The sequence below is a fragment of the Microbispora sp. NPDC088329 genome (genome assembly GCF_040685655.1).
GTDB lineage: Bacteria > Actinomycetota > Actinomycetes > Streptosporangiales > Streptosporangiaceae > Microbispora.
In genome coordinates this window covers 39399-64490 of sequence record NZ_JBFBIP010000009.1, presented here as the reverse complement: position 1 = coordinate 64490, position 25092 = coordinate 39399, and the positions used below count along the sequence as shown (strand labels likewise).

Sequence of the window (25092 nt, the reverse complement as noted above, 5' to 3'; positions counted from 1 at the left end):
TGGCGAGGTGACCCAAAGATCACAGTTGTGGCGTGACCGGAACTTCACCGTCTTCTGGGCGTCCCAGACGCTGTCGGTCGCGGGTGACTCGTTCGCCCTCATCGCCGTCCCGCTGCTCGTGCTGCACGTGACCGGGTCGGTCGCGCAGATGGGCCTGCTGACCGGCCTGGCGAGCGCGGCGTCGGTGGTGGCGGGGGTCTTCGCCGGGGTCCTGGTCGACCGGCTCGATCGCAGGCGCCTGTTGATCTGGTGCGATGTGGCGCGGATGGCGCTGTACGGGATCGTCCCGGTCGCCTGGGCCTTCGGGCCGAAGGTCTGGCTGCTCTACGTGGTCCTGCCGCTCAGCGAGGCGATCGGCATGGTCTTCCAGGTCGCGTACGTCACGGCGGTGCGGGGTCTGGTCGACGCGGACCAGATCACCGAGGCCAACGGGCGGCTGGGCGCCACCGCCGCGGCGGCGGGGGTCGGGGGACCGCTGCTGGCCGGCGTGGTCGCGGGCTGGTTCGGCCCCACGGCCGCGATCGCGATCAACGCGGCCAGCTTCGGGGTCTCCGCGCTGGGCGTCCTGTCGATCCGGCTCCGGCGGCAGCGGTCGCCCTCGCCGGAAGAGGGGCGCGGGTCCTGGCGCGAGTTGCTCGCCGGTGCCCGCTTCCTGTGGCGGCAGCCGGTGCTGCGTGCCCTGACCGTCCTGCTGTCGTTCTTCATCTTCCTGACCCTCGGTCTGACCGACGTGCTGATCTACCACCTCAAGCACGACCTCGGCCAGGCCGACGGCGCCGTGGGGCTGGTGCTCGCGGTCGGCGCGCTGGGCACCGTCACCGGCTCGCTTCTCGTCGGTCCCGTGCGCCGCAGGCTGGGGTTCGGCGCGTCCTGGATCGGGGCGATCGCGGTCGCCGGGCTCGCCATCGTGGGACTCGGCCTGTCCGCCGCCGTCCCGGCCGCCGCGGCGACGGCCGCCGTCTATCTCGCCTGCGTCAGCGTGGCCGGGATCTGCTCGATGTCGCTGCGCCAGCAGGTCACCCCCGACCACCTGCTGGGCCGGGTCACCGCGGCCTTCTGGACCATCCACTTCTCGCTGGGTCCCGCGGGGGCGGCCGTGCTGACCTGGGGCGCGCAGCGCCACGGGGTCGCGGTGGTCTGCCTGCTGGCCGGCGCGGCCTGCCTGCTGATCGCGGTCGCCGCGTTCTTCACGCCCATCCGCCAGCAGAACCCGGAGCTGTCGGGCGCCGCGGGCTGACGACTCACGTCCTGGGGCCCGCTTGGGGCGGCTCCCAGTCGACCAGGCGGCGGACCAGGTCCACCGCGCCCGCCAGAGTCTCCCGCTCGGCGGGAGACAGCGTGTCCTCGATCGCCCGGGCGAGCCAGTCGGCCCGCCTCGTGCGCACCCGTTCCAGGGCGTCGAGCCCGGCGGCGGTCAGCGAGACGGGGGCCTTGCGGCCGTCCACGGGATGCGTGCCGCGCTCGGCGAGCCCCTGGTCGATCAGCTGGCCGACGGTGCGGGCCATCGACTGGGGGCGCACCCGCCGGGCGGCGGCCAGTTCGCTGGTGGTCATCGGGCCCTGCCGGCCGAGCAGGCCGATCACCGCGATGATCCCCGGAGGCATCGGGTCGTCTTCGCGCACCCGCCTGACCAGGTCCCCGACCACGAGTCGCAGCTCGGCGGCGACCTCGGACGCATCCCTCATGGGCTCAGCGTAGCCGAGATGTACAGCCTTGCTGGCTAAATATTCAGCATGGCTGTACAGTTTTGCTGTCTATCTGGAGGAGCTCACATGCCCATCACACTGCTCGACGACCGCACGGCCGTCGTCCTGATCGACCTGCAGAAGGGGATCACCGCCCTGCCCACCGCGCATCCGGTGGCCGAGGTCGTCGCCAACGCCGCCCGGCTCGCGGGGGCCGCCCGCGAGCGGGGCCTTCCGGTCGTGCGGGTGCGGGTGGCGTTCTCTCCCGACGGCGGTGACGTGCTGCGGGCCCGGACGGACGCGCCCGGGCCCGCGATCGCGCCCGCGCCGGACTTCGCCGAGTACGACGAGCGCGTCCCGGACGGGCCGACCGACATCGCGATCACCAAGCGTGGCTGGGACGCCTTCCACGGCACCGAGCTCGACCTGCAACTGCGGCGGCGGAGCGTCACCGGGATCGTGCTGGCGGGGATCTCCACCAGCATCGGCGTGGAGTCCACGGCGCGCGGCGCTCGCGAGCGGGGCTACGAGATCGCCGTGGCCTCCGACGCGGTCACCGACCTGGTCGCCTCGGCGCACGAGAACTCTCTCGGGGTGATCCTGCCGAGGATCGCCCAGATCGACACGACCGGGGCGATCCTCGCCGCTTTCGCCTGACCTGTCAGCGGGCGGCGCCGAACGTCGAGGCCAGGGCCGTACGCAGGGTGTCGCGCTCCTTCCCGTCCGGGCTGGGGGAGTCCGACGCCCAGGCCACGTAGCAGTCCGGGCGCAGGAGCAAAGCGGTAGGGACACAGCGCAAAGCGGTAGGGACACAGCGCGGCGCGGTGACGAGGTCCACCCGGTCGTGCCAGCCCCGGAGCGCCCCGGCCAGCGCGGCGTCAGGCGTCAGGTCGATGAGCAGCGGCCGTGCGGTCCTGGTCAGCTCGGCGAGCCGTACGGAGCCGGTCTCCGTCTCCAGCACGAGGTCGGGGGCCGGGCGCCCGGTCAGGGGGTGGGTCCCTTCGAGGTCATATCCGATGTCCGCCCCGGACATCATGTCCGCGATGTGCTTGACGGTGCGCTCGTCGCGCAGCAGCTCGCCGAAGAGGGTGCGCAGCGCGGTCACCTCCGGACCGGGGGCGATCAGCGCGGACTGCGCCTGGGTGTGCATGACCACGCGCTCGGCGGCCGGGCGCCGCTCGGTCTCGTACGTGTCGAGCAGGCCGGGCGGGGCCCATCCGTGGATCTCGGCGGCCAGCTTCCAGCCCAGGTTGATCGCGTCCTGCAGGCCGAGGTTCAGGCCGGGTCCGCCGATCGCGCTGTGCACGTGCGCGGCGTCGCCCACCAGCACCACGCGGCCGTCCCGGAACCGTTCGGCCAGGCGGGTGTTGCCGCCGGTGCGGCGGCGCAGCTGGTGCGGGCCCTCGCCGTCATGCGGGCCGATCGGCAGGTCGACGCCGAGCACGCGGCGGATGCTCCGGCGGAGTTCGTCCAGGCTCATCGGCTCGTCGTCGCCGTCCTGGTGCCACTCGGTGGTGTGGACGAGCGTCCCGGTGGGGAACGGCGCGTACACGAACAGGCCGTGGTCGGTGCGGTGGTGCATGAACGGTGGGATCGGCCCGTAGCCGGGCACGTTCAGCCCGCCGGTGACCGGATCGATCAGCTCGGCCGGCACGGTGACGTGCCCGCCGCGCGAGGTCGAGTCGTCCTTGGTCACCCCCGGGAAGCCGATGCCGCACAGCTTGCGGGTGACGCTGTGCCCGCCGTCCGCGCCGACGAGGTAGCGGGTGCGCAGCCGATAGCCGCCCTCGGGCCCGCTGATCTCCACGGTGACGCCGTCGGCGTCCTGGGAGAGCCCCGTCAGCTCCTGGCCCCGGCGGATCTCCACGCCGAGTTCGAGCGCGCGCTCCTCCAGCACCTGCTCGATCCGCAGCTGCGGCACCGGCAGGCCGTACATCGGGTTGTCGTCGAGCCGGCTGAGGTCGAGGGGCATGGCGCCGAACACGAAGGCCGGGCTCGGCTGGGGCGGCTCGGCGCTGCCGCTCAGGCGTCCGTACAGGCCGCGGCGGTCGAGGGCCCGCACGACCTGGCCGACCAGTCCGTTGGCCCGGTTCTCCCGCGTGCGCCCGGGCAGGCGCTCCAGCACGATCGGCCGCACTCCGGCCAGGCTCAGCTCGCAGGCGAGCATCAGCCCGTTCGGTCCGGCGCCGGCGATCACGACGTCTTCGGTCATGGTGGTCCTCCTTGGCAGTTCGGGCATGGCGAGTTCGCGGCATGACGAATCACGCGGCAGTCAGGGCGTGGCGAATGCGTGGTACGGCGAACCCTGGGCATGGCGGACGGGCAAGACGGCGCCGGTCGATCGGCGGCGTTCTGCGTCCGATGTCAGGCGTGTCAGGCGTGTCGGGCTTCCGGCGTCAGGGCGTGAACGACCGGGCGGCGTGCCTACGCGGCACGTCACAGGGGGATACGGCAGAGCGGTGCGGTTCCGGAGCCGGATATCTCGGCGGCCTCCGGGCCGCCGCGGGTGGTGTCGTACGCGGGGACGTACGACGGTCAGGGCTCGGGCAGTCCGGCGGCGAGCCGGCCGAGCACGTCCTCGATGAGCGGTCTGATGGGCACCGGGGGATCGGCCCGCAACCACTGGTCCATGGCCACCCTGATCGCGGCCCCGGCCGCGCCCGCCACGAGGCGCGGATAGAGGTCGCGGGCGACGTCGGTGCCGGTCCGTTCGGCGATGGCCGCGGCCATTTCGGCCTCGGCGATGGCGTTGGCCTTGAGCATCTCGCCCTGCAGCGAGGGCTCACTGATCATGAGCCGGACGCCGGTCTGCCACTGCTGGTCCGGCTGGCCGGCGCCGTAATCCTCACCGAAGGCGAGCTGGGTCAGCACGGAAATCTTGATGGCCTCCCACAGCGACTCCGACGCCGGGCGGCGGCGCAGCTCATGTGCGACCAACCGGGCGCGGTCGAGGTGCCTGGCGGCGATCGCCTCGCCCTTGCTGGAGAAGTAGTTGTTGAAGGTCCGCGGAGCCACGTGCGCCTCCGCGGCGATGTCCTCCACGCGTACGTTCTCCAGTCCGCGCTCCACGGTCAGCCGGATCGCCGCCCAGCTCAGCGCGGTGCGCGTCTCCAGCTTCTTGCGCTCGCGCAGCCCCGGACGCTCGCCTTCCCTGCTCACGGGACCACCCTACAACTATTTGCGCGTGGAGCAAAGATGCGTGACAAGTAATTTTGCGTGAGACGCACTTTTGTGTGCCGGTGCGTGTGTCAGCCGCGGGCGCCGGCCAGGCGCACGAACTCCTCCAGGGAGAACCGGCCGTCGGCGTCCACGTCGGCGTCGCGGTCGAGCGCGGCGATCGCCTCCGGCGGCAAGCCGGGGAAGTGGGACAGCAGCTCCGCCTCGGTGATGAAGCCGTCGCCGTCGCCGTCGATCGCGTCGAATTCGCGCTTGAGGGCCTCGAACCGCTCGTGGCTGAGCTCCTGAGTCACAACGACCTGCCTTCGCACCGGGGGACGACACAGACAACCTATGCCGTACCGGGGAAAAGATCGATAGCAGGCCGGTCACTCGGGCCAGGCGGAGCCCTGGATCACCTCCACGAAGTCGACGCGCCGGAACCCGGGCAGGAAGTGCTGCAGCACGTCGGCGTTGACGGTGCCGAACGTGGTGTCGGGGCGGTCCTTGAACCCCTCGGTGAACGCCGCCAGGATCCGGCGTTTGAAGTCGGGACGAGGATGGGCCGCGACGACCGCCTCGACGTCCTCGGGGGCCAGATCGGCGAATCCGACGCCGAGCACGTCGGCCTCCACGCCGGCGGTCACCAGGGCCACCTCGGGCTCCAGCCGGTAGGGGATCTCCGGCGTGGTGTGCAGGGCGATGCCCTCCCACACCCTGCGGACGGCGTCCTCAGGCACCCCGCGGGAGGAGAGGAACCGGCGGGCCTCGTCGGCGCCGTCGATCTCGAACCGCTGGTCCGTACGGCGGTATCGCTCGGTGAGCCCGAGATCGTGGAACATCGCCCCGACGTAGAGCAGCTCGGGATCGGCCCGCAGCCCGAGCCGCCGGCCCCGCAACGAGCCGAACAGGAACACCCGGCGCGAGTGGTGGTAGAGCAACGGGGGCGCCGCCTCCCGCACCAGCCCGGTCGCCTCCCTGGCCAGCGTCGAATCGGGAACGGCGACTCCGGCGATGGTCTCGCTCATGACACCCCTCCTCGCGTGCCCGGTCCTACCGGAGCCTTCCCGCTGAATGCTCCGCGTGACCGCTCCGAGGACGTACTCCACGTAAGCGGGCCGCAACCGCCGTGCAGGCGGCGGGCCGTACGACTGCGCCATGGACATCGGCATGTGGACGGGCTGCCCGCGGACGGGCCGGACCCTGGCGTGGGCGGCGGCGATACCGCTGCTCGTCGCGCTGCTCGTGGTGCTCGTCGTGTCGACGACGGACACGCTGCCGGGCTCGCCCTCGTCGTTCGGCGGCATCCGGACGCTCGACGTCCACACCGACCACGGCGACGTCGAGGTGGTGGGCGCCGACGTGACCGAGGTGCGCGTGAACCGTCACGCGCAGGGGGCGGGTCCCCGGGTGGAGTCGTGGGGCGACGGCTCGCTGACGGTCGGACTGGTGTGCGACGACGCGGGTTCGTTCTGCGGCCCGATCAGGGACACGGCCGGAAGCCACACCGACTACGTGTTCGTGGTGCCGAGGGACATCGACGTCACGATCCGCAGTGAGCACGGCGACGTCACCGTACGCGGCGTGACGGGGAAGGCCGATGCGCGGACGGAGACCGGCCGCCTGCGGCAGGACCCCCCTTCGCCGGGGTGATCGACCGGACGGTCACGTGGTGGCGCGGACCACCAGGCGTGTGGGAAGGACGACGGGGCTGGTGTGGCGGCCGTCGAGACGGGACAGGAGCAGCCGCGCCAGAGCCAGGGCCTGATCCGCGGCGGGCACCCGCACGGTGGTGAGCGGCGGGGTCGTGCAGGAAGCGGCGTGGATGTCGCCGAAGCCGACGACCGCCAGGTCTTCCGGCACCCGCAGTCCCATCTCGCGGGCCGCCCGCAGAGCGCCGATCGCCAGCTCGTCGGAGACGGCGAACACGGCGTCCGGAGCCTGACCGCCGGACAGGAGCTCACGGGCCGCGGCGGCACCCGACTCGCCGTCGTCCGGGCCGGCGAGCGCGATCATGGGCCGCAGGCCTTCCTCGTGGAGCGTGGCCAGGTGCCCGTCGAGGCGGTCCTTGACGGCGACGAGGTCCGTGGGGCCGCAGATCACGCCGATGCGGCGGCGCCCCCGGTCGAGCAGGTGCCGGGTGGCCGCCCTCGCCCCACCCGCGTTGTCCACGTCCACGTGCGGCACGAGGGAGGCGATGGCGGGCTTGCCGAGCAGCACGACCGGCACCCCGGTGCGCGTGAGCCGTTCGGTGAGCGTGTCCGGGCCGTCCGGGGGAACGAGCACGACCCCGTCGACCTGCCGCGCCTCCACATGCCGCACGATGCGCCGATGGCTCTCGGCCGTGTCGGCGAGCATGAGGGTGATCCGCTTGCCGGCCCCTTCAAGGACGCTGGTGACGTACTGGACGACGGCGGAGGTCAGCGCCTCGCCGCCGTGCCGTGGGACCGACAGGACGAGCGCGACCGAGTCGGTCCGCCGGGTGACGAGGCTCCTGGCGGCGGCGTTGGGCACGTAGCCCAGCTCCTGCACGGCGCGCAGCACGGCGGCGCGCACATCGGGGCTGACCCGCGCCTCACCGTTCACGACCCGCGAGACCGTGGCCCGGGAGACGCCCGCGCGGGCGGCGACGGTCTCGAGCGTGGGCCGCTTGGGCCGCTCCGCCCCGAGCCCGTTGCGCTTGATGACGTCGCGATACCACAGCGCGCTGTCCTTGGGCAGCCGCCGCTGGGTGGTGAAGTCGACGTGGACGATGCCGAACTTGCGCCGGTAGCCGTCCGCCCATTCGACGCAGTCGAGCAGCGACCACAGCAGGTAGCCGCGGACCCGGGCGCCTTCGTCGATCGAGGCCCGCAGGGCGCGCAGGTGCTCCTCGACGAAGCTGATCCGGTCGACGTCGTGAATGCCGTCGCCGGTGACGGCGTCCTCGAAGTCGGCGCCGTTCTCGGTGATCATCAGCTCGGTCTCGGGATACTCCTCGGACAGGCGCCGCAGGACCAGGGACAGGCCGCTCGGCATGATGGGCCAGCCCATCGCGGTGACGGCCGTGGGCACGCTGCAGAACAGGACGCCCTCACTGCCGGGGAAGGCGGGGTCGGCCGGGGCGCTGGGCTGGGCCTGCACCGCGATGGGGGTGTAGTAGTTGACGCCCAGCAGGTCGATGGGCCGGCCGATGAGGTCGAGGTCTCCGTCGCGGATGTGGCCGAGCCCGGCGGCCTTCTCGATCAGCGGCAGCAGCTCGGCGGGGTAGCGGCCCCGCAGCACCGGCTCTAGGAACTGCCGGTTGTGCAGGGTGTCGATCCTCGCCACCGCCTCGGCGTCCTCATCGGGGATGTCGAGGGACATGTCCCCGAGCTGCGCGGGGGTGAGGACGGGGGAGAGATTCAGCACGACGCCGGCCCTGGCGGCGCCCCGCTCGCGCAGTGCCTCCAGGCCCAGCCCGTGCGCGAGCAGCATGTGGTGGGCGCTGACGAAGGCGTCGGACGCCGACCGCCGGCCGGGCGCGTGCACCCCCGAGGCGTGGCCGAGGAAGGCGGCCACCCACGGCTCGTTGAACGTGAACCACGTGTCCACGCGGTCGCCGATCCTGTCGTACACCACTCGGGCGTAGTCGGCGAAGTGGTGGGCGGTGTCCCGCGAGGTCCATCCCCCGCCGTCCTGCAGCGCCTGGGGCAGGTCCCAGTGATACAGCGTGGCGTACGGCGCGATGCCCGCCTCCAGCAACTCGTCCACGAGCCTGTCGTAGAAGTCGAGCCCGGGGCCGTTGACGCGGCCGTGCCCCTCCGGCAGCACCCGCGGCCAGCTGACCGAGAACCGGTAGGCCGCGATGCCCAGGTCCCGCATCAGCCGGACGTCGTCGGCGTGGCGCAGGTAGTGGTCGCAGGCCGGGTCGCCGTACGCCCCGCCCGCGAAGGCGTCCCAGATGGAGGGGCCCCGGCCGTCGCGGTCGGTGGCGCCCTCGATCTGGAACGCGGACGTGGACACTCCCCAGACGAAACCCTCTGGGAACAACGTGGTGCGCATCTACACGAACCCCCGGTGATTCGGTGAGCGCTCAGTCTGCCGCGTCGCGCGCGAAACCCGCCACTCAGACGGCGGCCGGCCGCGGCCCGGCGGCATCGAGTGAGCGGGTCGTGGCCTCCGGGGGCGTCGCCCGCGCCCGCGGCGAAGTCCAGGAGCAGGCATCGAAGCACGGGCGACACGGCCGACGAGGCGGCCGCCGGGTCGCGGGAGCCGTAGGGAGACCCGGCGTGACGCGGGGAAACGCGGGGAAGCGCGTGAGACGTCCGGCGCGGCGCAGGCGGGGCCGGGGCGGGTCGTCGGCACATAATGAAGGGCGATGGATACGGGGAGTGACCAGCGCGCCGATCGGGGGATCGACGTCAGCGTCGTCGTCCCGGCGTACAACCGCCGGGCGTCGCTCGACCGTTGCCTCACCTCGCTGCTCGTTCAGCGGGTCGCCAAGGAGATCGTCGTGGTCGACGGCGGTTCGCGGGACGGAACCCTGGGGTTGCTCGGTCTCTACGCCGCGCACCACCCCCGGCTGATCACCGTGATCGAGGACGCCCAGCCCGGCACGCCCGGCGGCGCACGCAACCGCGGACTGGACCGGGCGACCGGGAGGTACGTCCTCTTCTGCGACGCGGGCGACCATCTCGCTCCCGACGCGCTGGCCCGTCTGGTCGCCGCGGGGGACCGCAACCACGCCGACGTCGTCGTGGGCGAGGTCGCCGGCGCGCGCCAAGGGCTGCGGGGCGTTGCCGACAGGGCCTCATTACCCGACGTCTACGACGATCTGTCCTGCTTCAAGCTTTTCCGCCGTGACTTCCTGGAACGGCACGCCATCCGCTTCGACGAGGCGCAACGGCGCGGCGAAGACATGACCTTCACCGTCCACGCGTACTGCCACGCCCAAGTGATCTCCGTGGTCGCGGACCGTGACTGCTATCACGCGGAGGGCGGCAGCGGCGCGTCCGTGCGGGATCCGCTCGGCTGGCTGCGCGTGGTCCGCACGCCGATCGAGGTCATGGCGCGGCACGTGCCGCCCGGCGCGCTGCGCGACCGCCTGCTCCTGCGGCACCTGCGCCGCGACGTGCTCGCCCAGCTCGGGGCGCCTTTCCTGGCCGCCTGCGAGGCCCACCGCGAGAAGATCGCCGTCGAGGTGGCCGACATCTGCGGCCAGTGGCTGACGCCGGGCGTGCGCGCGGGTCTCGACGGCGTGGACGCCGCCCGCGTCGCCGCGCTCGACGACCCCGACCGGCTCGTACGGCTCGCGCGCGTGGAGGCCGCGTCGCTGCGGCACCGGCTGACCGGCGTCGAGTGGCGGGGCGACCGCCTGCTGATCGAAGGATGGGCCGCCCTCACCGACGCGAACCGCGCCGCGCCGAGCACTGCCACATCAAGCCTTGCCGCATCAAGCACTGCCGCACTGAGCGCTGCCGCGCCTGACGGCGGCGACGGCGCCGGGGTGGACGGCGCTGAGTTGGACGGTGCTGAGTTGGGCGGCATCGTGGGCGTGGTGCTGCGCGATCGCCTGTCGTGTGAGGAGCGCGCGCTCATCGTGACCAGCGGTGTGGCGCCCAGTGTGACCAGCGGTGTGACCAGCGGCGGGACCGGCTCCGCCGGATCCTTCACCGCGGTGGTCGACGTGGCGAAGCTGCCGCCCGGAGTGTGGGACGTCCACGTGGCCGTCGAGTGCGAGGGCGCGCGCCGGCTGGCCCGGCTCGGCTCCCGCCGCGACGCCGGCGTCCGCGCCCCCGCTTCCCATCTGGTGGGCGGGGCCGTCGCGGTGCCCTTCCTCACCCGGTCGCAGGGCCACCTCGGTCTCGATGTCGGCGGGCACGTCGCCCGCTTCCCCGCCGTCGTACGGCTGGCGCGGGCCCGGTGGCGAGGAAGGCGGCTGCACGTCGAGGGGCAGGTGCGCGTCGGGGACGAGGCCGCCGCCTCGGCCGTACGGCACCTGATCTGGCGCGAGCGGGCATCGGGCCGGGAACACCGTGAGAGGGCCGTGGCGGCCGGGCCGCTGGAGTTCGCGGCCGAGACGGCCGGCCTGGGGCCCGGCACCTGGGACGCCTACCTCGAACTCGGCCTCGGCGGTCCTCCGCTGCGCTTCCCGGTCAAGGTCGCCGAGGCGGACGCACTGGACCGCCCCCTGCGATGGTGGTGCGGCCCGAAGCAGTGGGGCGCCGTGGGATGGGGAGCGGGGGTCTGGGGAGCGGTGCAGTGGACCGCGCGGCCGTACGCCACAGCGGTCAACCGGAGGCTCAGTGTGTCGGTGCGGGTGGCCTCCCCTCTGACCGTGGTCAGGCGGATGATCCGGAGCATGCGCCATCGCTAATTGCGAATCATTTGCAACTACAACTCGGTGCCCTAAAGTGGGGGGAGATTCGCCCGTTTCGAAGGGGTTATAGCCGTGCACGTGCCCGATGGGTTCTTTGATGTCCCTGTGTCCGTCGGCGCCGGGGTCTTCGCGGCCGCGGGGGTGGCCGTGTGCCTGCGGGGCGCCAAGCGGGAGCTCGACGACCGGACCGCCCCCATGGCGGGCCTGGTGGCCGCGTTCATCTTCGCGGCGCAGATGCTCAACTTCCCCGTCGCGGCGGGCACCAGCGGTCATCTGCTCGGCGGGGCGCTGGCCGCGATACTCGTCGGGCCGTACACCGCGGTGTTGTGCGTCGCGGTCGTGCTGCTCGTCCAAGGGTTCTTCTTCGCCGACGGCGGGCTGACGGCGCTGGGCGTCAACATCACACTCATGGCGATCGTGACCGCGGTCGTCGGCTGGGCGGTGTTCCGGCTGATCGCCAGGGGCGCGCCGCGCGGCCGGGCGACGCTGGTGGCCGCGTCGTTCGTGGCGGCGCTGGTCTCCGTCCCGGCGGCGGCGCTCGTGTTCACGGCCCTGTTCTGGCTCGGCGGCACCGCGCCGATCGAGCTGGGCTCGGTGGCCGCCGCGATGGGCGGCGTGCACCTGCTCATCGGGCTCGGCGAGGGCTTCATCACCGCGCTCACCGTGAGCAGCGTGCTGGCCGTGCGCCCCGATCTCGTGTACGGCGCGCGCGGAATGACCAGGACGCTGACGCTGCGTACCGCCGAGGGGGAGGTCCAGGTCGGGCCGGCGTCTCCGGAGGCGCCCTCGGCCGGGATCGGCCTGCGCCCGGTCCTGGTGGGCGGCGCGCTCGTGGCGGTGCTGCTGGCCGGTGTCGTCTCGTTCTACGCCTCCGGCGACCCCGACGGGCTGGAGAAGGTGGCGGCCGACAAGGGCATGAGCGCGCAGGAGAAGCCGCACGCGGCGGAGGACGGCCCGCTGGCGGGATACGCCGTGAAGGGCGTGGAGAACCAGCGGTTGTCCGGCGGTCTGGCCGGGGTGGCGGGCGTGGCGCTGACGGTCGCGGCAGGAGGCGGCGTGTTCTACGTCATCCGCCGGCGCCGGCGGATGACCGACGGGATGACCCCCGCGAACGCGCGGTGAGCCGCCGAGCCTGTGAGCACGCCCTGCGCGCATGCGGGCGCGGCGAGTCGGCGATGATGGCCCTGTGAGTGTGAAGTGAGCGCCGGGCACCATCACCCGATCTACCGGCCCGCCGACACGCCCGTCCACCGGCTGCCGCCGCACTGCAAGCTGGCGGCGGTCGTCGCGTTCGCGGTGGTCGTGGTCGCCACGCCCCGCGAGCGCTTCTGGGCGTTCGCGGTCGACGCGCTGCTGCTGGCCGCCGTCGCGGTCGCGGCCCGGGTGCCGGCGGGCGCGATCGCGCGGCGCATGGTGATCGAGGTGCCGTTCGTGCTGTTCGCGCTGGCGATTCCGGTGATCGGCACGGGCGAGCGGGTCCAGGTGCTCGGCCTGTCGCTGAGCGAGCCCGGCCTGTGGGCGGCCTGGAACATCCTGGCCAAGGCCTCGCTGGGCGTGGTCGCCTCGATCCTGCTGGCGTCCACGACCGAGCCCCGGATGATGCTGCTCGGCGCCGAACGGCTGCGGCTGCCCCGGCTGCTCGTGCAGATCGCGACGTTCATGCTGCGCTATCTGGACGTGGTCATGGACCAGATGCGGCGCATGCGGATCGCCAGGGAGTCGCGGGGATTCGCCGCCCGCGACCTCCGGCAGGCCCCCGTGCTGGCCAAGTCGGCGGGCGCCCTGTTCATCCGCTCGTACGAGCGAGGGGAGCGGGTCCACCTCGCCATGCTGAGCCGTGGTTACACGGGCGAGATGCCGACGATCAGGGATATAACAGCGACCGGACGAGACTGGGCGACGGCGGCCGTGCTGCCCTGCCTCGCCGCGGTGACGGCCCTACTGGCGTGGAGCACGACGTGACCTCCGGCGGCCCCTCTCTCACAGTGAGCAGCCTCGCGTACGCCTACCCCGACGGCACCCAGGCGTTGTACGGCGTGGACCTGACGATCGAGCGGGGGGAGCGGGTCGCCCTGCTCGGACCGAACGGCGCGGGCAAGACGACACTCGTCATGCACCTCAACGGCATCCTCACGGCCGGGCACGGAACGGTGGAGGTGGCCGGGCTTCCCGTGCGCGCGGACAGCCTGCGGGAGATCCGCCGCCGGGTCGGGCTGGTGTTCCAGGATCCGGACGACCAGCTCTTCATGCCGACGGTGCGGGAGGACGTCGCGTTCGGCCCGGCCAACCTCGGGCTGCGCGGCGCGGAACTCGACCGCCGTGTGCACGACGCGCTGGAGCGGGTCGGCATGCTGGACGCGATCGACCGGCCGCCGCACCACCTGTCCTTCGGACAGCGCCGCCGGGTGGCCGTGGCCACGGTGCTGGCGATGGAGCCGGAGATCCTCGTCCTCGACGAACCGTCGTCCAACCTCGACCCGGCGTCCCGCCGCGAGCTGGCCGAAATCCTCAAGAGCCTGGACGTGACCGTGCTGATGGTCACCCATGACCTGCCGTACGCGCTGGAACTGTGCGAGCGTTCGCTCATCATGTCCGAAGGAGTGATCGCCGCCGACGGGCCGACGCACGCGCTGCTCGCCGACGGCCGGTTGCTCGCCGCCCACCGGCTCGAACTCCCGTACGGCTTCGCCGTCCCTGCTCAGCCCGGGGTGATGGATAAGTAAAGTGGGCCGGAGCTGAGGAGGTCCCGACGATGAAGCTGCGGCTCGCGCGCCAATCGCTCTCCAATGCCGTCGTGGTGGCCGTGGAGGGGGAGCTCGACCTGTTCACGGCGCCGTTCCTGCGAGACGAGATACGGGACGCCATTCGCGACGACGGCCCCACGCTCGTGCTGGACCTGGGCGAGCTGTCGTTCATGGACTCCAGCGGGCTCAGCGTGCTCATCGAGGCCTGGCGGCTGGCCACGAGCGAGGGTGGCGGGGTGTGTCTCGCCTCGCCGCAGCCTCCGGTGGCCCGGATTCTGCGCACGACCGGCCTGGACCGGCGGATCAAGGTCTACCCCGACGTCGATACCGCGATTTTGCGCTACCCCGAGTAGAACTTCATTCGGTTCGCGCGTTAAGGTCCGGCTATGGATCTGAACGGAGCAGCAGCAATCATCTCGGGCGGTGCCAGCGGCCTCGGCGAGGCGACGGCCCGCGAACTGGCCCGCGTCGGGGCTACCGTGGTCGTGGCCGACCTCAACGCGGAGCGCGGCAAGGCGCTGGCCGACGAGATCGGCGGCGTGTTCGTCCACACCGACGTGTCCGACGAGGCGTCGGTGCAGGCCGCGGTCGAGGCGGCGGTCGCCACTGGCAAGCCGTTGCGCGCCGTGATCAGCAGTGCCGGCATCGGCTGGGCGCAGCGCACCGTCGGACGGGACGGCTCCCCGCACGACCTGGCGGCCTACCGCAAGGTGATCGACGTCAACCTGATCGGCACCTTCAACCTCATGCGTATCGGCGCGGCGGCCATGGCCAAGACCGAGCCGGTGGACGAGGACGGCGCCCGCGGCGTCGTCGTCAACACCGCGTCGGTCGCCGGTCTCGAGGGCCAGACGGGCCAGGTGGCGTACTCCGCCTCGAAGGGCGGCATCATCGGCATGACCCTTCCCGCCGCCCGCGACCTCGCGGTCATCGGCGTCCGCGTGCTGACCATCGCTCCGGGCATCATCGACACCCCGATCTACGGGAAGATCGGCGACAAGAACGCCGAGGAGTTCAAGGCCAAGCTCATCGGGCCGGTGGCGTTCCCCAAGCGGCTCGGCAAGGCCTCGGAGTTCGCCCACCTGGTCCGCACGCTGATCGAGAACGACTACATGAACGGCGAGGTCATCCGTTTCGACGGCGGCATTCGCTTCCAGCCCAAGTGAGCCGGGTGAGGTCAGGTGTCCGAGGTCAACTCCGGGCCGGCCGCTGAGCCGGACGAGGTGCTCGTAGAGATCGTCGACGGCGGCGTGGCCGTCGTCACCATCAACCGGCCCAGGGCCAGGAACGCCGTGAACGGCGCGGTGGCGCGCGGAATCGCGGCCGCCCTGGACGAGCTGGACGACAGCCGCGACGTGTCCGCGATCGTCCTCACCGGGGCCGGCGGCACGTTCTCGGCCGGCATGGACCTGAAGGGCTTCCTCACCGGCGACATGCCGGTGGTCGAAGGCCGCGGCTTCGGTGGCATCACCGAGGCGCCGCCGAAAAAGCCGATCCTCGCCGCGGTCGAGGGGTACGCGCTGGCCGGCGGCTTCGAACTGGCGCTGTCGTGCGACATCATCGTCGCGTCCGAGGAGGCGAAGTTCGGCCTGCCGGAGCCCAAGCGCGGCCTGGTCGCCGGCGCGGGCGGGGTCATGCGGCTGCCGCGCCGCATTCCGTATCACGTGGCCATGGAGATCGCCCTGACCGGCGAGCACTACCCGGCCACCCGGCTGTACGAGCTGGGGCTGGTCAACCGGATCACGTATCCGGGAGAGGCGCTCAACGGCGCGCTCGAACTGGCCCGCACGATCGCGGCGAACGCGCCGCTGGCGCTCGCCGCGACCAAGCGGGTCATCGTGGAGTCGGCCGACTGGTCGCGCGAGGAGATGTTCCGCAGGCAGGGCGAGATCGTGAGCCCGGTCTTCACCTCGAAGGACGCCATGGAGGGCGCCGCGGCCTTCGCCGAGAAGCGCGCTCCCGTCTGGAGAGGCGAGTAACCCTCGGCCGCGGGCCCGCTCGGGGCGCTCCTCACAGGGGCGCCCCGAGCTGTTCAGAGCGAGCCGTCCGGAGCGGGCCGGTCCGGAGAGCGGGTCAGAGCGGGTCGCCGAGGGGGCCGTACTCCTCCTCCAGGCCGTCGGCCCAGTGGGCGGCGAAGTCCGGCTGCGTGCCGTCCGCGTCGGTGAAGCCGTACTCCTTGTAGAGCCCCCAGGTGGCCAGGGCGCGGCCGGTCTTGGCCATGACGCCGGGGTCGGCGGCCAGGGCGGCGACGGCCCGTCCCAGGTAGGCGGGGGTCTCGGAGTGGGCGAAGTGCGGGTCCTTCGCCACCGCGTCCCGCCAGTTGGCCTCGGTAACGCCGAAGTGCTCCAGCATGGCCTCCGAACGCAGGAACCCCGGCGTGACGGCGACGGCCGCCACGCCGTACGGCTTGAGCTCCGCCGCCTGGCCCACGGCGAGGCGGATCACCGTGGACTTGGCGATGTCGTAGAAGAACGAGCCGCGATAGCGGGCGGTGTTCCCGTCGGTGACCTCCACGACCAGGCCGCTCCGGCGGGCGACCATCAGGGGCAGCGCGAACCGGCTCGTGACGATGTGGGTCTCCACCGCGCGGCGCAGCAGCCGCAGGCCGGTGTCGAGGTCCTGCTCCCACAGGGGGTGCTCCCAGTCGGTCAGCGCGTCGCCGCCCCACACGGAGTTGACCAGGACGTCGAGCCGCCCGTCCTGCTCGGCGGCGATCCGGTCGATGAGGGCGCGCACCTCCTCGGGGTCGCTGTGGTCGGTGCGCACGGCGATGCCGGTGCCGCCGGCCGCGGTGACCCGCGCCGCGGTCTCCTCGACGGTCTCAGGACGGTCCAGGTCGGAGCGGCCGGCCGCGCTGCTGCGGCCGGTGACGTAGACCGTGGCGCCCGCGGCCCCGAGCTCGACGGCGATGCCGCGTCCGCCGCCCCGTGTGCCTCCGGCGACCAGGGCGACCTTCCCGGCGAGTGGCTGTCTGTCGTTCATCGCTTCTCCTCGCGGCGGTTGTGGGGTGCCAGCAGGCCGGTGACGGCCCTCCTGAGCCGCTCCGGCAGCGTGCCCCGCCGGTCGAGGGCCCACGTCAGGCCGGTGCCGGCGATCAGGGCCTGGACCGACTCGGCCAGCGCGGCGGTGTCGGTGCCGGTTCGCAGCTCGCCGTCGGCGACCGCCTCGTCGAGCAGGGCCAGGATCGCCCCTCGCTGCGCCTCGTGGACGACCAGGGCGTGCTCGTGCAGCTGTGGATCGGTGAGGTCCATGCACAGGAACGCCAGGTGGTTGGCGAAGCGCTCCGGGGTGTCCATGAGGGACATCGACTCCTCGGCCAGCGCCAGCAGCGCCTCCAGCGGCGAGGGACGCCCCTGCCGCAGCCGCTCGTGGTGGGCCTGCGCCTCGTGCGCGGACTGCCTCGCCAGCGCCACCAGCAGGCCGTGCTTGGACCCGAAGCGCTGCACGAGAGTGCCGGGCACGAGCCCCACCTCGTCGGCGACTGCGGCGAGGGTCAGCCCCGCGGGACCCACCCGGCCGATCACCTCGGCCGCCGCGCGCAGGATCACCGAATCGTCCACACCGCGGGGTCGTCCCGCCACCGGCCCTCCCATTTATAAATGACTGTTCATTTATAAATACAGTCGTCCGCCCTCTCCTCGCAACCCGAGCGCATGATCCCGGCGGATCGGGGCAGTCCGCTCGTTCGTGAGCGGGACTGCGTACGGTGAGACCATGAGTGATTCCGGGCCCGGGCTGCCCCGGCCGGGCCGGTCGATGCGGGAGCGGACGTCCGCGCTGCTCACCGGTGCACTCGGCAGCGCGATCCTGATGATCGTGCTCGTCGCGGTGATGTGGGCGATCGAGATCGTCGACTACATCGAGAACGGACGGCTCGACAGGTGGGGCATCGTCGCCCACGAGCCGGACGGCCTGCCCGGGATCCTGTTCGCGCCGTTCCTGCACGCCGGGTTCGCCCATCTGATGGCGAACTCCGTGCCGCTGCTGATCCTGGGGTTCGTGGCCGCCATCAGAGGGATCGGCAGGTTCCTGGGGGCGAGCCTGATCATCATCCTGGTCAGCGGGCTCGGCGTGTGGTTCACCAGCCCGCCGGACACGCTGACGATCGGCGCGAGCGGCCTCGTCTTCGGATATTTCGGTTATGTGGTGGCCCGGGGGTTGTTCGACCGCCGGGCCCTCGACATCGTGCTCGGCGTCGTGGTCGCCGTGCTGTACTACTCGATCCTGTGGGGGGCCCTGCCCACCCAGCCGGGCGTCTCCTGGCAGGGCCACCTGTTCGGCCTCATCGGCGGCGTGATCGCCGCCTGGCTGCTGCGCCGCCGCAGGGCCTGACCCGCGAACGTCTCAGGAGCCGGGAGGCGGAGTGGCGTCCCCGACCTCGAACGCCGAGGGGTCGTCGACGACCCGACAGGGCTTCACGGGCCCTTCGGTCAGCCGGCCGGAGAACTGCCAGGCGACTCCCGGATGGCCGGGATCCGGCTCCACCGGATTCTCGTTGACCTCGATCAGGACGATCTGCCCCGGCTTGATGAACTCGGGATCGATGGTGATGCCGTTCTTCGGCCGGATGGCCTTGCTTGAGGCGAGCTTCTCCGACACCCGCCGAATGTGCGCCTGGACGGCCGGGTCCTTGCTCTCCAGCTCCTTCTTCGTGAAGGAGGTGCGGTCACCCGCGACGAAAGGAGCGCGCCCGTCGGCGCACCTCTTGCCCAGCGGCAGATAGGTGATGTCGGCGTGCACGCCCATCTTCGCCAGGTCCCGCTCGACCTGGTCCGGGTCCCTGAACTCGTTGATCTTGAGATTGATCGAGCCGTCCGGGTTCTTCGTCAGCGCGTACGCCGGGGTCTGCTGCCCGATCACGAGCGGTACGGCGACGGCCGCCGCGGCGGCGGCGGTCGCGGCGCCGGCCAGGAACCGGGGCCGGGCGAATCTGCGCACGGCCGGCACGCGCGTCCGCGCCTCCCTGGCCACCATCTCCGCCTTGAGCGCGGCGAGCAGTCTGTCCTCGAACGTGTCGTTCACTTCGTTCCTCCGATCAGTTCCATGACTCCTGGGAAGCGCCGGACCTGCCGCCGGGCGCGGTGCAGCCTGACCCGCGCGGTGCCCTGCCTGATGCCGAGCGCGGCGGCGGCCTCGGCGGGGCTGAGCCCGTCGACGGCCACGAGTTCCAGCAGCGCGCGGTCGCCGTCCGGCAGATCGGCCATCGCCTCCAGCGCCAGACGGGCCGGCGACTCGGCGTCGACGCGTTCCTCCAGCCGGGCGATGTCGTCGGCGTCGAGCAGGCGGCGGCCGGCGATCCTGCTGGTGGCGCGTAACTCCCTCGCCGTACGGCGGCGCTGCGCCAGCACGGTGTTGCGGGCCACGCCGTACAGCCAGGCGATCTCGCTGCCCCTGTCCGGGCGGTAGGTGTGCGCGGAATCCAGCACGGCGAGGAACACCTCGGCCGTGAGGTCGGCGACGGTGTGCGGATCGTCCGCACGCCTGGCCAGGAACCGCGTCACGGCGTCGACATGCCGCCGGTAGAAGGCCTCGAATGCGTCGGGATCACGGGCGAAGCCCGCCGGACCCGTCTTTTCACGGCGCACCGGCGCTCCCCTCGGTTGTGTGACAAACACATCTCTGCTTGGACGGAGCGCCACACACCGTTACAGGACCGGAAAAACGAAAAAGCCGACGGCCCGGAGACCGTCGGCGAGATCGGCGGCCGCCCGGAAGGCGGCCGCCGTGAGAACCGCTAGAGACGCTCGACCACGTAGTCGACGCAGGAGGTCAGCGCCTCGACGTCGGCGGGGTCGATCGCCGGGAACATCGCGATCCGCAGCTGGTTGCGGCCGAGCTTGCGGTAGGGCTCGGTGTCCACGATGCCGTTGGCCCGCAGCACCTTCGCGACCGCCGCGGCGTCCACCGCGTCGTCGAAGTCGATCGTCCCGACGACGTTGGAGCGCTGCGCCGGGTCGGCCACGAACGGCTTGGTGTACGACGTCTTCTCGGCCCAGGTGTACAGGCGCGAGGCGGAGTCGGCCGACCGGGCGGTGGTCCACGCGAGGCCGCCCTGGGCGTTCATCCAGTCGATCTGGTCGGCCAGCAGGAACAGCGTGGCGACCGCCGGGGTGTTGTACGTCTGGTCCTTGACCGAGTTGTCGATCGCGGTCGGCAGGCTGAAGAACTCGGGGACGAACCGGCCGCTCTCGGCGATCTCCGTCACCCGGGCCAGCGCCTTCGGCGAGAACAGCGCGATCCACAGGCCGCCGTCGGAGGCGAAGCTCTTCTGCGGGGCGAAGTAGTAGACGTCGAACTCCTCGGCGGAGACCGGCAGGCCGCCGGCGCCGCTGGTGGCGTCCACCAGCACGAGCGACTCGTCGTCCACGACGCGCTTGATCGGCATCGCGACGCCGGTCGAGGTCTCGTTGTGGGTGAGCGCGTAGACGTCCACGCCCTCCTCGGCGACCGGCAGCGGGTGGCTGCCCGGCTCCGACTTGATCACCGACGGGTCGGCGAGCCAGGGAGCCTTCTTCGCGACCGTCGCGAACTTCGAGGAGAACTCCCCGAAGTTCAGGTGCTGAGACTTCTCCCGGATCAGCCCGAAGGACGCGATGTCCCAGAAGGCCGTGGTGCCGCCGTTGCCCAGCACGACCTCGTACCCCTCGGGGAGGGAGAACAGGTCGGTGAGCCCGGCGCGAACGCGGGCGACGAGGTTCTTCACCGGCTTCTGCCGGTGGGAGGTGCCCATCACCTTCGCCCCGGCGTCGGCGAGAGCGGCGAGCTGCTCGGAGCGTACCTTCGAGGGCCCGCAGCCGAAGCGGCCGTCGGCGGGCTTGATGTCAGCGGGAATCACGATGTCAGCCACGGTTCAAGCGTAGTGAGAGCTGCGGATGCTCTAGACCGCGGTCCGGATCGTGAGACATCATGGTCGAGTTTTAAGATCACGCACCACGTCAAGAATGGACTCCGCCCCCGGGAGACAACCGCGTGGCCGACCCGCACACCGTCATCGAGGCCCTGGTCCGCAGGCCGTTCTTCTGGCGCTCCGACCCTCCCCTGCCCCTCGTCCTCGTCGTCGGCCGCGACGGCGGCGCGTTCGACACGGCCCGCCGCCTCGCCGCGCCCTTCGAGGACTCCCTGCCGCAGGCGACGGTCAGGGCGGGGGAGTTCGACACGCTGCGCGACCTCGTCGAGGCGCTGGCGGGGGAGCGCGGGCAGCTCGGCAAACCCGTCGGCGGCTCGTTCCTGCCGCCGCCGCGGTTCCCGCTCGTCCAGTTCGTGCTGTGGGCGCGGCGCCAGCGCGAGGAGCCGCCCCCCGGGGAGCCCGCCGACGCGCCGGGCCGGACCTGGCCGCCCGACCCCCAGTCGCGTACGGGCCAGGAGGCGTTCAAGGAGCGGCTCAAGGACTGGCGCAGGGGCAGGTACGGCGGGGACCGGGGGCGCAGGACCGCGGCGGACTTCATCGGCCGCGCGGCCACCACCTGGGTGCCGGTGGGCACGCTCGCCGCCTGGGGGCTCGGCGGCGCGTCCGACCTGGTCGGTCTGATCCCGTGGGCGCTCGGTGTGCTCGTCGCCGTCGTCGGCACGCTGATCCAGGCCATGCTCTCGATCCGGGGATCCCTGTTCAACGGCTGGTTCAGGAAGCAGCCGTACCTGACCAGGAAACCCTTCGAGCGCATGGCGAAGTACGCGCTGCGCATCGCCGACGCGAGCGAGGCGGAAGTCGAGAGGCTGCTCGTCCACGCGCTGTGCCGGGACCTGCGCCAGGCGTACCAGAAGTGGGTCATCCCCTGGCCGAGCTGGGGGCGCGGCCTGTACGCGATGCTGGTCCTCGACGCGCGGTGGTCCGGCGACGTCAACGAGCGGTTCCTGCGCACCTTGGAGGAGACGGTCGAGGAGACCGGGCTGCTGCCGCCGCTGCTGGTGCTGGCAGCGGTGCCCGAGTCGTTCGCCCCGGGCCCCCGGCCGGTCACCGGGGGCCGGCTGGCGGAGCTGCCCTCGCTGGTCGCGGCGTGGCGTACGGCGGCGCGGCGGCGGGTGCCGCCGCTGCGGCTGATGGTCAGCGCGCCCGCGGTCCCCCCGGACGACGACCACCGGCCGCGTCTGCTGGGCAGCCGCATGCGGGCGGTGGGGTACTGGTGCTTGATGGCGCTGCTGGTCATCGGTCCTGTCGTCCTGCTCGGACGCATCCAGCAGGACCGCAACGCGCACTGCGGCGGCCTGTCCTGGGTCGAGCGCGACGGCAGGGAGTGCGTCGGCGTCGTCAACGCCGACGGGCCCGCCCCGGACGGGATCTTCTCGTCCGGCGAGATAACGAAGCTCGTGGCCCGGATCGACCGGAACAACGCCCTGGCCAGGGAGGCCGGGACATACGTGAGCGTAGTGCTGTTCGGCGAGTACTCCGTGGCGCAGGACCAGAACGACAGCGCGTTCGTCGGGGCCCGGGCGGAGCTCACGGCCGTGGAGGAGTACCAGCGCGGCGTCTCCGGCGCCCCCCGCCTCCAGGTGCTCGTCGCCAACGCCGGGACGAACTTCCGCCAGGGGCGGCGTACGGCGGAGCTGGTCAGCGAGATGGCCGCCGAGGACCCCCGGGTGCTCGGGGTGATCGGCTTCCAGCGCAGCGTCCGCGGCGTCGAGGAGGCCATGCGGACGCTGCACACGGCGAAGATCCCGATGCTGGTGACCACCGCGACCGCCGACCGGCTCGGATACCTGCCGGACGACCCCTCCCGGGCCGGGTCCGGCGGCTACCCCTCGCCGTACGTGTTCCGCCTCGGGCCGTCGAACCAGCGGCAGGCGCGGCTGGCCGCCAGGTTCGCCCGCCACCGGCTCCTCGGCGGTGTGCGCAAGCCGTCCGCCGTGGTCGTCCAGGACCGGACGGACGACGACAACTACACGAACAACCTCGCCGACGACTACGCGGACGAGGCCGCCGCGGTGGGGATCACGGTCGGCGACCGCGTCGCGTACCAGGACCGGGGGACGGGCATGGACCTGGCGGTGAGCCGGGCCTGCGCCCACGGGCCCGATCTGCTTCTCTACGCGGGGCGCGCGGCCGACTTCCTCGACTTCCTCCGCTACGTCGAGGGCAAGGACTGCGGCAAGGAGCCGATCAAGGTTCTCGCGGGCGACGACGTCATCAAGGCGGTGGCCAACCGCGGCGCGGAGATCGGCGACTACCGGCGTGTCCAGGTCTACTACGCGGCGCTTGCGAGCCGCGAGCTGTGGCGCGACGGCGCCGTGGCGCCGACGGGCTTCGTGCAGGGCCTGCTGAGCGGCCGGCACCCGAAGGAGTCCGACGACAATCTCATCCTCAGCTACGACGCCGCCAAGCTGTTCTACGAGCGCGTCAACGCGGCCTACCGGGGCGGTCCGCCCAGCAGGGGGGATCTGCTCTACCAGATCTCCCTCGTCTCACCGCGTGACAGGTGGAACGGCTCGAGCGGGGTGGTCTCCTTCGGTGCCGCCGCCCACGAGCCCGAGGACAAGACCATCGCGATCATGAAGGTGACCGGCTCGGGCAGGTCCGAGGTCGCCTACCGCTGCGGGCGCCTGGCGACCACCGAGCCCGAGGGCGGCGAGGAGAAGAACAGCGAGGAGAAGATCTGCCCGGATCTCGACGGAGACGTCAGGGAGCGCGCGGCCCGGAACGCTCCGGTGGCGGTCTCGTCGGCGGGCCCGGCCGCGATCCCGTCCGCGGGCGCGTCCACGCTCTCGCTCCGGGACGCCACTGGCCCCGGCCGGTGACGCGGGACATCCGGTTCACGCGGAAACGGCCCGCCCCGGAAGGGACGGGCCGTCAAGGGCGCTGACGGCGCACCGGCGGTGCTGTCCATGGTGCGCGGGCGGGCCCGGCGGCCTCTCGGAGCCTGTGGCACGCCGCAGGGCCGCGATCCCGGCGCGGACGCTCAGACCTTGCCGACGACCTCGGCGGCGCCGGGCACCTCGTTGATGGAGCGCTGCTTCGGGCCCACGTAGTCGGCGCTGGGGCGGACCAGCCTGCCCGTGCGCTTCTGCTCCAGGATGTGGGCGGCCCAGCCGGCGGTCCGGGCGCAGGTGAACATCGAGGTGAACATGTTCGACGGCACCTCGGCGAAGTCGAGGACCACCGCGGCCCAGTACTCCACGTTGGTCGCGAGGACCCGGTCCGGCTTGCGGGCGTGCAGCTCCTCCAGCGCGGCGGTCTCCAGCGCGGCGGCGACCTCGTAGCGGGGCGCGCCCAGCTCCTTGGCCGTACGGCGCAGCACGCGGGCGCGCGGGTCCTCGGCCCGGTAGACCCGGTGGCCGAAGCCCATGAGCCGCTGGCCCTTGTCCAGCTCGCTCTGGACGTACTTGCGGGCGTCACCCATCTTCTCGACGCCCTCGATCATGTGCAGCACCCGCGCCGGCGCGCCGCCGTGCAGCGGGCCGGACATCGCGCCGACCGCGCCCGACAGGGCGGCCGCCACGTCGGCGCCGGTGGAGGCGATCACACGGGCGGTGAACGTCGAGGCGTTCATGCCGTGCTCCGCGGCCGATGTCCAGTACGCGTCGATGGCCTTCACGTGCTTGGGATCGGGCTCACCGCGCCAGCGGACCATGAAGCGCTCGACGATGCTCTCGGCCTCGTCGACGCGCTTTTGCGGAACCATCGGCAGCCCCAGGCCGCGGGCCGACTGCGCGACGAACGACAGGGCGGTCACCGAGGCGCGTGCGAGATCGTCGCGGGCCTGGTCGTCGTCGATGTCGAGCAGGGGCCGGAAGCCGTAGGAAGGCGCCAGCATGGCCAGCGCACTCTGTACGTCTACTCGGATGTCGCCGGAATGGACGGGAAGTGGGTACGGCTCCGCCGGGGGCAGGCCCGGCTGGAACGAGTTGTCGACGAGCAGGCCCCAGACGTGTCCATAGGAGACGTTGCCCACGAGCTCTTCGATGTCGACGCCCCGGTATCGCAGGGCGCCCCCTTCTTTGTCCGGTTCCGCGATCTCGGTCTCGAACGCCACCACGCCTTCGAGCCCGGGTTTGAAGTCGGACATTCTCGGCCGCCTCCCTCTCTTGTGAAGTCCAGAGCCTTGATGTCGAGATACCGGCGGGTCAATTTAACCCTCAACGCCCGACTGTCGCGCCCCCGGCCCTACCGAACGGGGTTCCCCCTGGTGGGGGGCACCGAGCGAGACGTACGCCGAACACGCGAGAATACCTTTCC

24 protein-coding genes are annotated in these 25092 nt (G+C 72.1%); 12 read left to right on the top strand and 12 right to left on the bottom strand.

The genetic code is table 11. From position 1 onward, the window contains the following. The first annotated feature begins 7 nt into the window (after nucleotides 1–7). Complete coding sequence (locus AB0O28_RS18460) at nucleotides 8–1237, top strand: MFS transporter (protein ID WP_363641575.1); 1230 nt, start codon at nucleotides 8–10, stop codon at nucleotides 1235–1237. Nucleotides 1238–1241: 4 nt separating this feature from the next. Here the strand turns inward: AB0O28_RS18460 and AB0O28_RS18455 are convergent, their stop codons facing one another. Then, complete coding sequence (locus AB0O28_RS18455) at nucleotides 1242–1685, bottom strand: MarR family transcriptional regulator (protein WP_363641573.1); 444 nt, start codon at nucleotides 1683–1685, stop codon at nucleotides 1242–1244. 87 nt (nucleotides 1686–1772) lie between these two features. On the opposite strand from AB0O28_RS18455, the gene AB0O28_RS18450 reads away from it, so the two are divergent. Beyond that, on the top strand, nucleotides 1773–2342 hold the full coding sequence (locus AB0O28_RS18450) for an isochorismatase family protein (RefSeq protein WP_363641571.1): 570 nt from the start codon (nucleotides 1773–1775) through the stop codon (nucleotides 2340–2342). 4 nt (nucleotides 2343–2346) lie between these two features. On the opposite strand, the gene AB0O28_RS18445 is transcribed toward AB0O28_RS18450, so the two are convergent. The 4 genes from AB0O28_RS18445 to AB0O28_RS18430 all read right to left on the bottom strand — a co-directional run bounded on the left by AB0O28_RS18445 (nucleotide 2347) and on the right by AB0O28_RS18430 (nucleotide 5869). After that, nucleotides 2347–3897 carry an FAD-dependent monooxygenase gene (locus tag AB0O28_RS18445; protein WP_363641569.1) on the bottom strand — a complete coding sequence of 517 codons (1551 nt, stop codon included), beginning with the start codon at nucleotides 3895–3897 and terminating at the stop codon, nucleotides 2347–2349. A gap of 323 nt (nucleotides 3898–4220) precedes the next feature. After that, complete coding sequence (locus AB0O28_RS18440) at nucleotides 4221–4844, bottom strand: TetR family transcriptional regulator (protein ID WP_363641567.1); 624 nt, start codon at nucleotides 4842–4844, stop codon at nucleotides 4221–4223. 89 nt (nucleotides 4845–4933) lie between these two features. Beyond that, nucleotides 4934–5155, bottom strand: a complete 222-nt coding sequence (locus tag AB0O28_RS18435) for an EF-hand domain-containing protein (protein ID WP_363641565.1) — start codon at nucleotides 5153–5155, stop codon at nucleotides 4934–4936. A gap of 75 nt (nucleotides 5156–5230) precedes the next feature. Further along, nucleotides 5231–5869: an HD domain-containing protein gene (locus tag AB0O28_RS18430; protein ID WP_363641563.1), complete on the bottom strand. Its 639-nt coding sequence runs from the start codon at nucleotides 5867–5869 to the stop codon at nucleotides 5231–5233. Between the two features lie 130 nt (nucleotides 5870–5999). Between AB0O28_RS18430 and AB0O28_RS18425 the strand changes: the two genes are divergently transcribed. Next, complete coding sequence (locus AB0O28_RS18425) at nucleotides 6000–6494, top strand: hypothetical protein (RefSeq protein ID WP_363641561.1); 495 nt, start codon at nucleotides 6000–6002, stop codon at nucleotides 6492–6494. Between the two features lie 12 nt (nucleotides 6495–6506). On the opposite strand, the gene AB0O28_RS18420 is transcribed toward AB0O28_RS18425, so the two are convergent. Next, nucleotides 6507–8864 (bottom strand): GH1 family beta-glucosidase, encoded by a 2358-nt coding sequence (locus AB0O28_RS18420; RefSeq protein ID WP_363641559.1) that lies wholly within the window; start codon nucleotides 8862–8864, stop codon nucleotides 6507–6509. Nucleotides 8865–9180: 316 nt separating this feature from the next. Here AB0O28_RS18420 and AB0O28_RS18415 point away from each other — a divergent pair, with 316 nt between their 5' ends. From AB0O28_RS18415 to AB0O28_RS18385, 7 genes are all read left to right on the top strand, one after another. Then, the gene (locus tag AB0O28_RS18415; RefSeq protein ID WP_363641557.1) at nucleotides 9181–11178 is read left to right on the top strand and encodes a glycosyltransferase family A protein; all 1998 of its coding nucleotides are present in this window, start codon (nucleotides 9181–9183) and stop codon (nucleotides 11176–11178) included. 75 nt (nucleotides 11179–11253) lie between these two features. Further along, nucleotides 11254–12303 carry an energy-coupling factor ABC transporter permease gene (locus AB0O28_RS18410; protein ID WP_363641555.1) on the top strand — a complete coding sequence of 350 codons (1050 nt, stop codon included), beginning with the start codon at nucleotides 11254–11256 and terminating at the stop codon, nucleotides 12301–12303. 75 nt (nucleotides 12304–12378) lie between these two features. Then, a complete protein-coding gene (gene cbiQ / locus AB0O28_RS18405) occupies nucleotides 12379–13143 on the top strand; it encodes a cobalt ECF transporter T component CbiQ (protein ID WP_363641553.1) in 765 nt (254 codons plus the stop codon). After that, nucleotides 13128–13904 (top strand): ABC transporter ATP-binding protein, encoded by a 777-nt coding sequence (locus AB0O28_RS18400; RefSeq protein WP_363641551.1) that lies wholly within the window; start codon nucleotides 13128–13130, stop codon nucleotides 13902–13904. The genes cbiQ and AB0O28_RS18400 overlap by 16 nt, the downstream gene beginning before the upstream one ends. 29 nt (nucleotides 13905–13933) lie before the next feature. Beyond that, nucleotides 13934–14278, top strand: coding sequence for an STAS domain-containing protein (locus AB0O28_RS18395; protein ID WP_363641549.1), 345 nt, complete (start codon nucleotides 13934–13936; stop codon nucleotides 14276–14278). Nucleotides 14279–14311: 33 nt separating this feature from the next. Continuing rightward, entirely contained in the window at nucleotides 14312–15091 is a 780-nt protein-coding gene (locus AB0O28_RS18390; RefSeq protein ID WP_363641547.1) for an SDR family NAD(P)-dependent oxidoreductase, read from the top strand. A gap of 15 nt (nucleotides 15092–15106) precedes the next feature. After that, entirely contained in the window at nucleotides 15107–15904 is a 798-nt protein-coding gene (locus AB0O28_RS18385) for a crotonase/enoyl-CoA hydratase family protein (RefSeq protein ID WP_363641545.1), read from the top strand. A 94-nt stretch (nucleotides 15905–15998) separates the two neighbouring features. Here the strand turns inward: AB0O28_RS18385 and AB0O28_RS18380 are convergent, their stop codons facing one another. Beyond that, the gene (locus tag AB0O28_RS18380; protein ID WP_363641543.1) at nucleotides 15999–16907 is read right to left on the bottom strand and encodes an SDR family oxidoreductase; all 909 of its coding nucleotides are present in this window, start codon (nucleotides 16905–16907) and stop codon (nucleotides 15999–16001) included. Then, a complete protein-coding gene (locus AB0O28_RS18375; RefSeq protein ID WP_363641541.1) occupies nucleotides 16904–17506 on the bottom strand; it encodes a TetR/AcrR family transcriptional regulator in 603 nt (200 codons plus the stop codon). The genes AB0O28_RS18380 and AB0O28_RS18375 overlap by 4 nt, the downstream gene beginning before the upstream one ends. A gap of 133 nt (nucleotides 17507–17639) precedes the next feature. On the opposite strand from AB0O28_RS18375, the gene AB0O28_RS18370 reads away from it, so the two are divergent. Next, nucleotides 17640–18257, top strand: a complete 618-nt coding sequence (locus AB0O28_RS18370; protein WP_357225220.1) for a rhomboid family intramembrane serine protease — start codon at nucleotides 17640–17642, stop codon at nucleotides 18255–18257. Between the two features lie 12 nt (nucleotides 18258–18269). Here the strand turns inward: AB0O28_RS18370 and AB0O28_RS18365 are convergent, their stop codons facing one another. From AB0O28_RS18365 to serC, 3 genes are all read right to left on the bottom strand, one after another. After that, a complete protein-coding gene (locus tag AB0O28_RS18365) occupies nucleotides 18270–18947 on the bottom strand; it encodes a hypothetical protein (protein ID WP_363641539.1) in 678 nt (225 codons plus the stop codon). Further along, nucleotides 18944–19510: an RNA polymerase sigma factor gene (locus tag AB0O28_RS18360; RefSeq protein WP_363641537.1), complete on the bottom strand. Its 567-nt coding sequence runs from the start codon at nucleotides 19508–19510 to the stop codon at nucleotides 18944–18946. Before AB0O28_RS18360 ends, AB0O28_RS18365 begins: the two co-directional genes overlap by 4 nt. Before the next feature lie 149 nt (nucleotides 19511–19659). Next, nucleotides 19660–20772, bottom strand: coding sequence for a phosphoserine transaminase (gene serC, locus AB0O28_RS18355; RefSeq protein WP_363641535.1), 1113 nt, complete (start codon nucleotides 20770–20772; stop codon nucleotides 19660–19662). Nucleotides 20773–20894: 122 nt separating this feature from the next. Here serC and AB0O28_RS18350 point away from each other — a divergent pair, with 122 nt between their 5' ends. After that, nucleotides 20895–23654 carry an ABC transporter substrate-binding protein gene (locus AB0O28_RS18350; protein ID WP_363641533.1) on the top strand — a complete coding sequence of 920 codons (2760 nt, stop codon included), beginning with the start codon at nucleotides 20895–20897 and terminating at the stop codon, nucleotides 23652–23654. 161 nt (nucleotides 23655–23815) lie between these two features. Here AB0O28_RS18350 and AB0O28_RS18345 read toward each other — a convergent pair whose 3' ends face one another. After that, the gene (locus AB0O28_RS18345; protein ID WP_363641531.1) at nucleotides 23816–24922 is read right to left on the bottom strand and encodes a citrate synthase 2; all 1107 of its coding nucleotides are present in this window, start codon (nucleotides 24920–24922) and stop codon (nucleotides 23816–23818) included. Nucleotides 24923–25092: the final 170 nt, after the last annotated feature.

Bases quoted from the DNA above. Each gene is read 5' to 3' on its own strand.
- AB0O28_RS18455 (WP_363641573.1), bottom strand. From the start codon at position 1,685: ATGAGGGATGCGTCCGAGGTCGCCGCCGAGCTGCGACTCGTGGTCGGG.
- AB0O28_RS18450 (WP_363641571.1), top strand. From the start codon at position 1,773: ATGCCCATCACACTGCTCGACGACCGCACGGCCGTCGTCCTGATCGAC.
- AB0O28_RS18445 (WP_363641569.1), bottom strand. From the start codon at position 3,897: ATGACCGAAGACGTCGTGATCGCCGGCGCCGGACCGAACGGGCTGATG.
- AB0O28_RS18430 (WP_363641563.1), bottom strand. From the start codon at position 5,869: ATGAGCGAGACCATCGCCGGAGTCGCCGTTCCCGATTCGACGCTGGCC.
- AB0O28_RS18425 (WP_363641561.1), top strand. From the start codon at position 6,000: ATGGACATCGGCATGTGGACGGGCTGCCCGCGGACGGGCCGGACCCTG.
- AB0O28_RS18420 (WP_363641559.1), bottom strand. From the start codon at position 8,864: ATGCGCACCACGTTGTTCCCAGAGGGTTTCGTCTGGGGAGTGTCCACG.
- AB0O28_RS18415 (WP_363641557.1), top strand. From the start codon at position 9,181: ATGGATACGGGGAGTGACCAGCGCGCCGATCGGGGGATCGACGTCAGC.
- AB0O28_RS18395 (WP_363641549.1), top strand. From the start codon at position 13,934: ATGAAGCTGCGGCTCGCGCGCCAATCGCTCTCCAATGCCGTCGTGGTG.
- AB0O28_RS18390 (WP_363641547.1), top strand. From the start codon at position 14,312: ATGGATCTGAACGGAGCAGCAGCAATCATCTCGGGCGGTGCCAGCGGC.
- AB0O28_RS18380 (WP_363641543.1), bottom strand. From the start codon at position 16,907: ATGAACGACAGACAGCCACTCGCCGGGAAGGTCGCCCTGGTCGCCGGA.
- AB0O28_RS18370 (WP_357225220.1), top strand. From the start codon at position 17,640: ATGAGTGATTCCGGGCCCGGGCTGCCCCGGCCGGGCCGGTCGATGCGG.
- AB0O28_RS18345 (WP_363641531.1), bottom strand. From the start codon at position 24,922: ATGTCCGACTTCAAACCCGGGCTCGAAGGCGTGGTGGCGTTCGAGACC.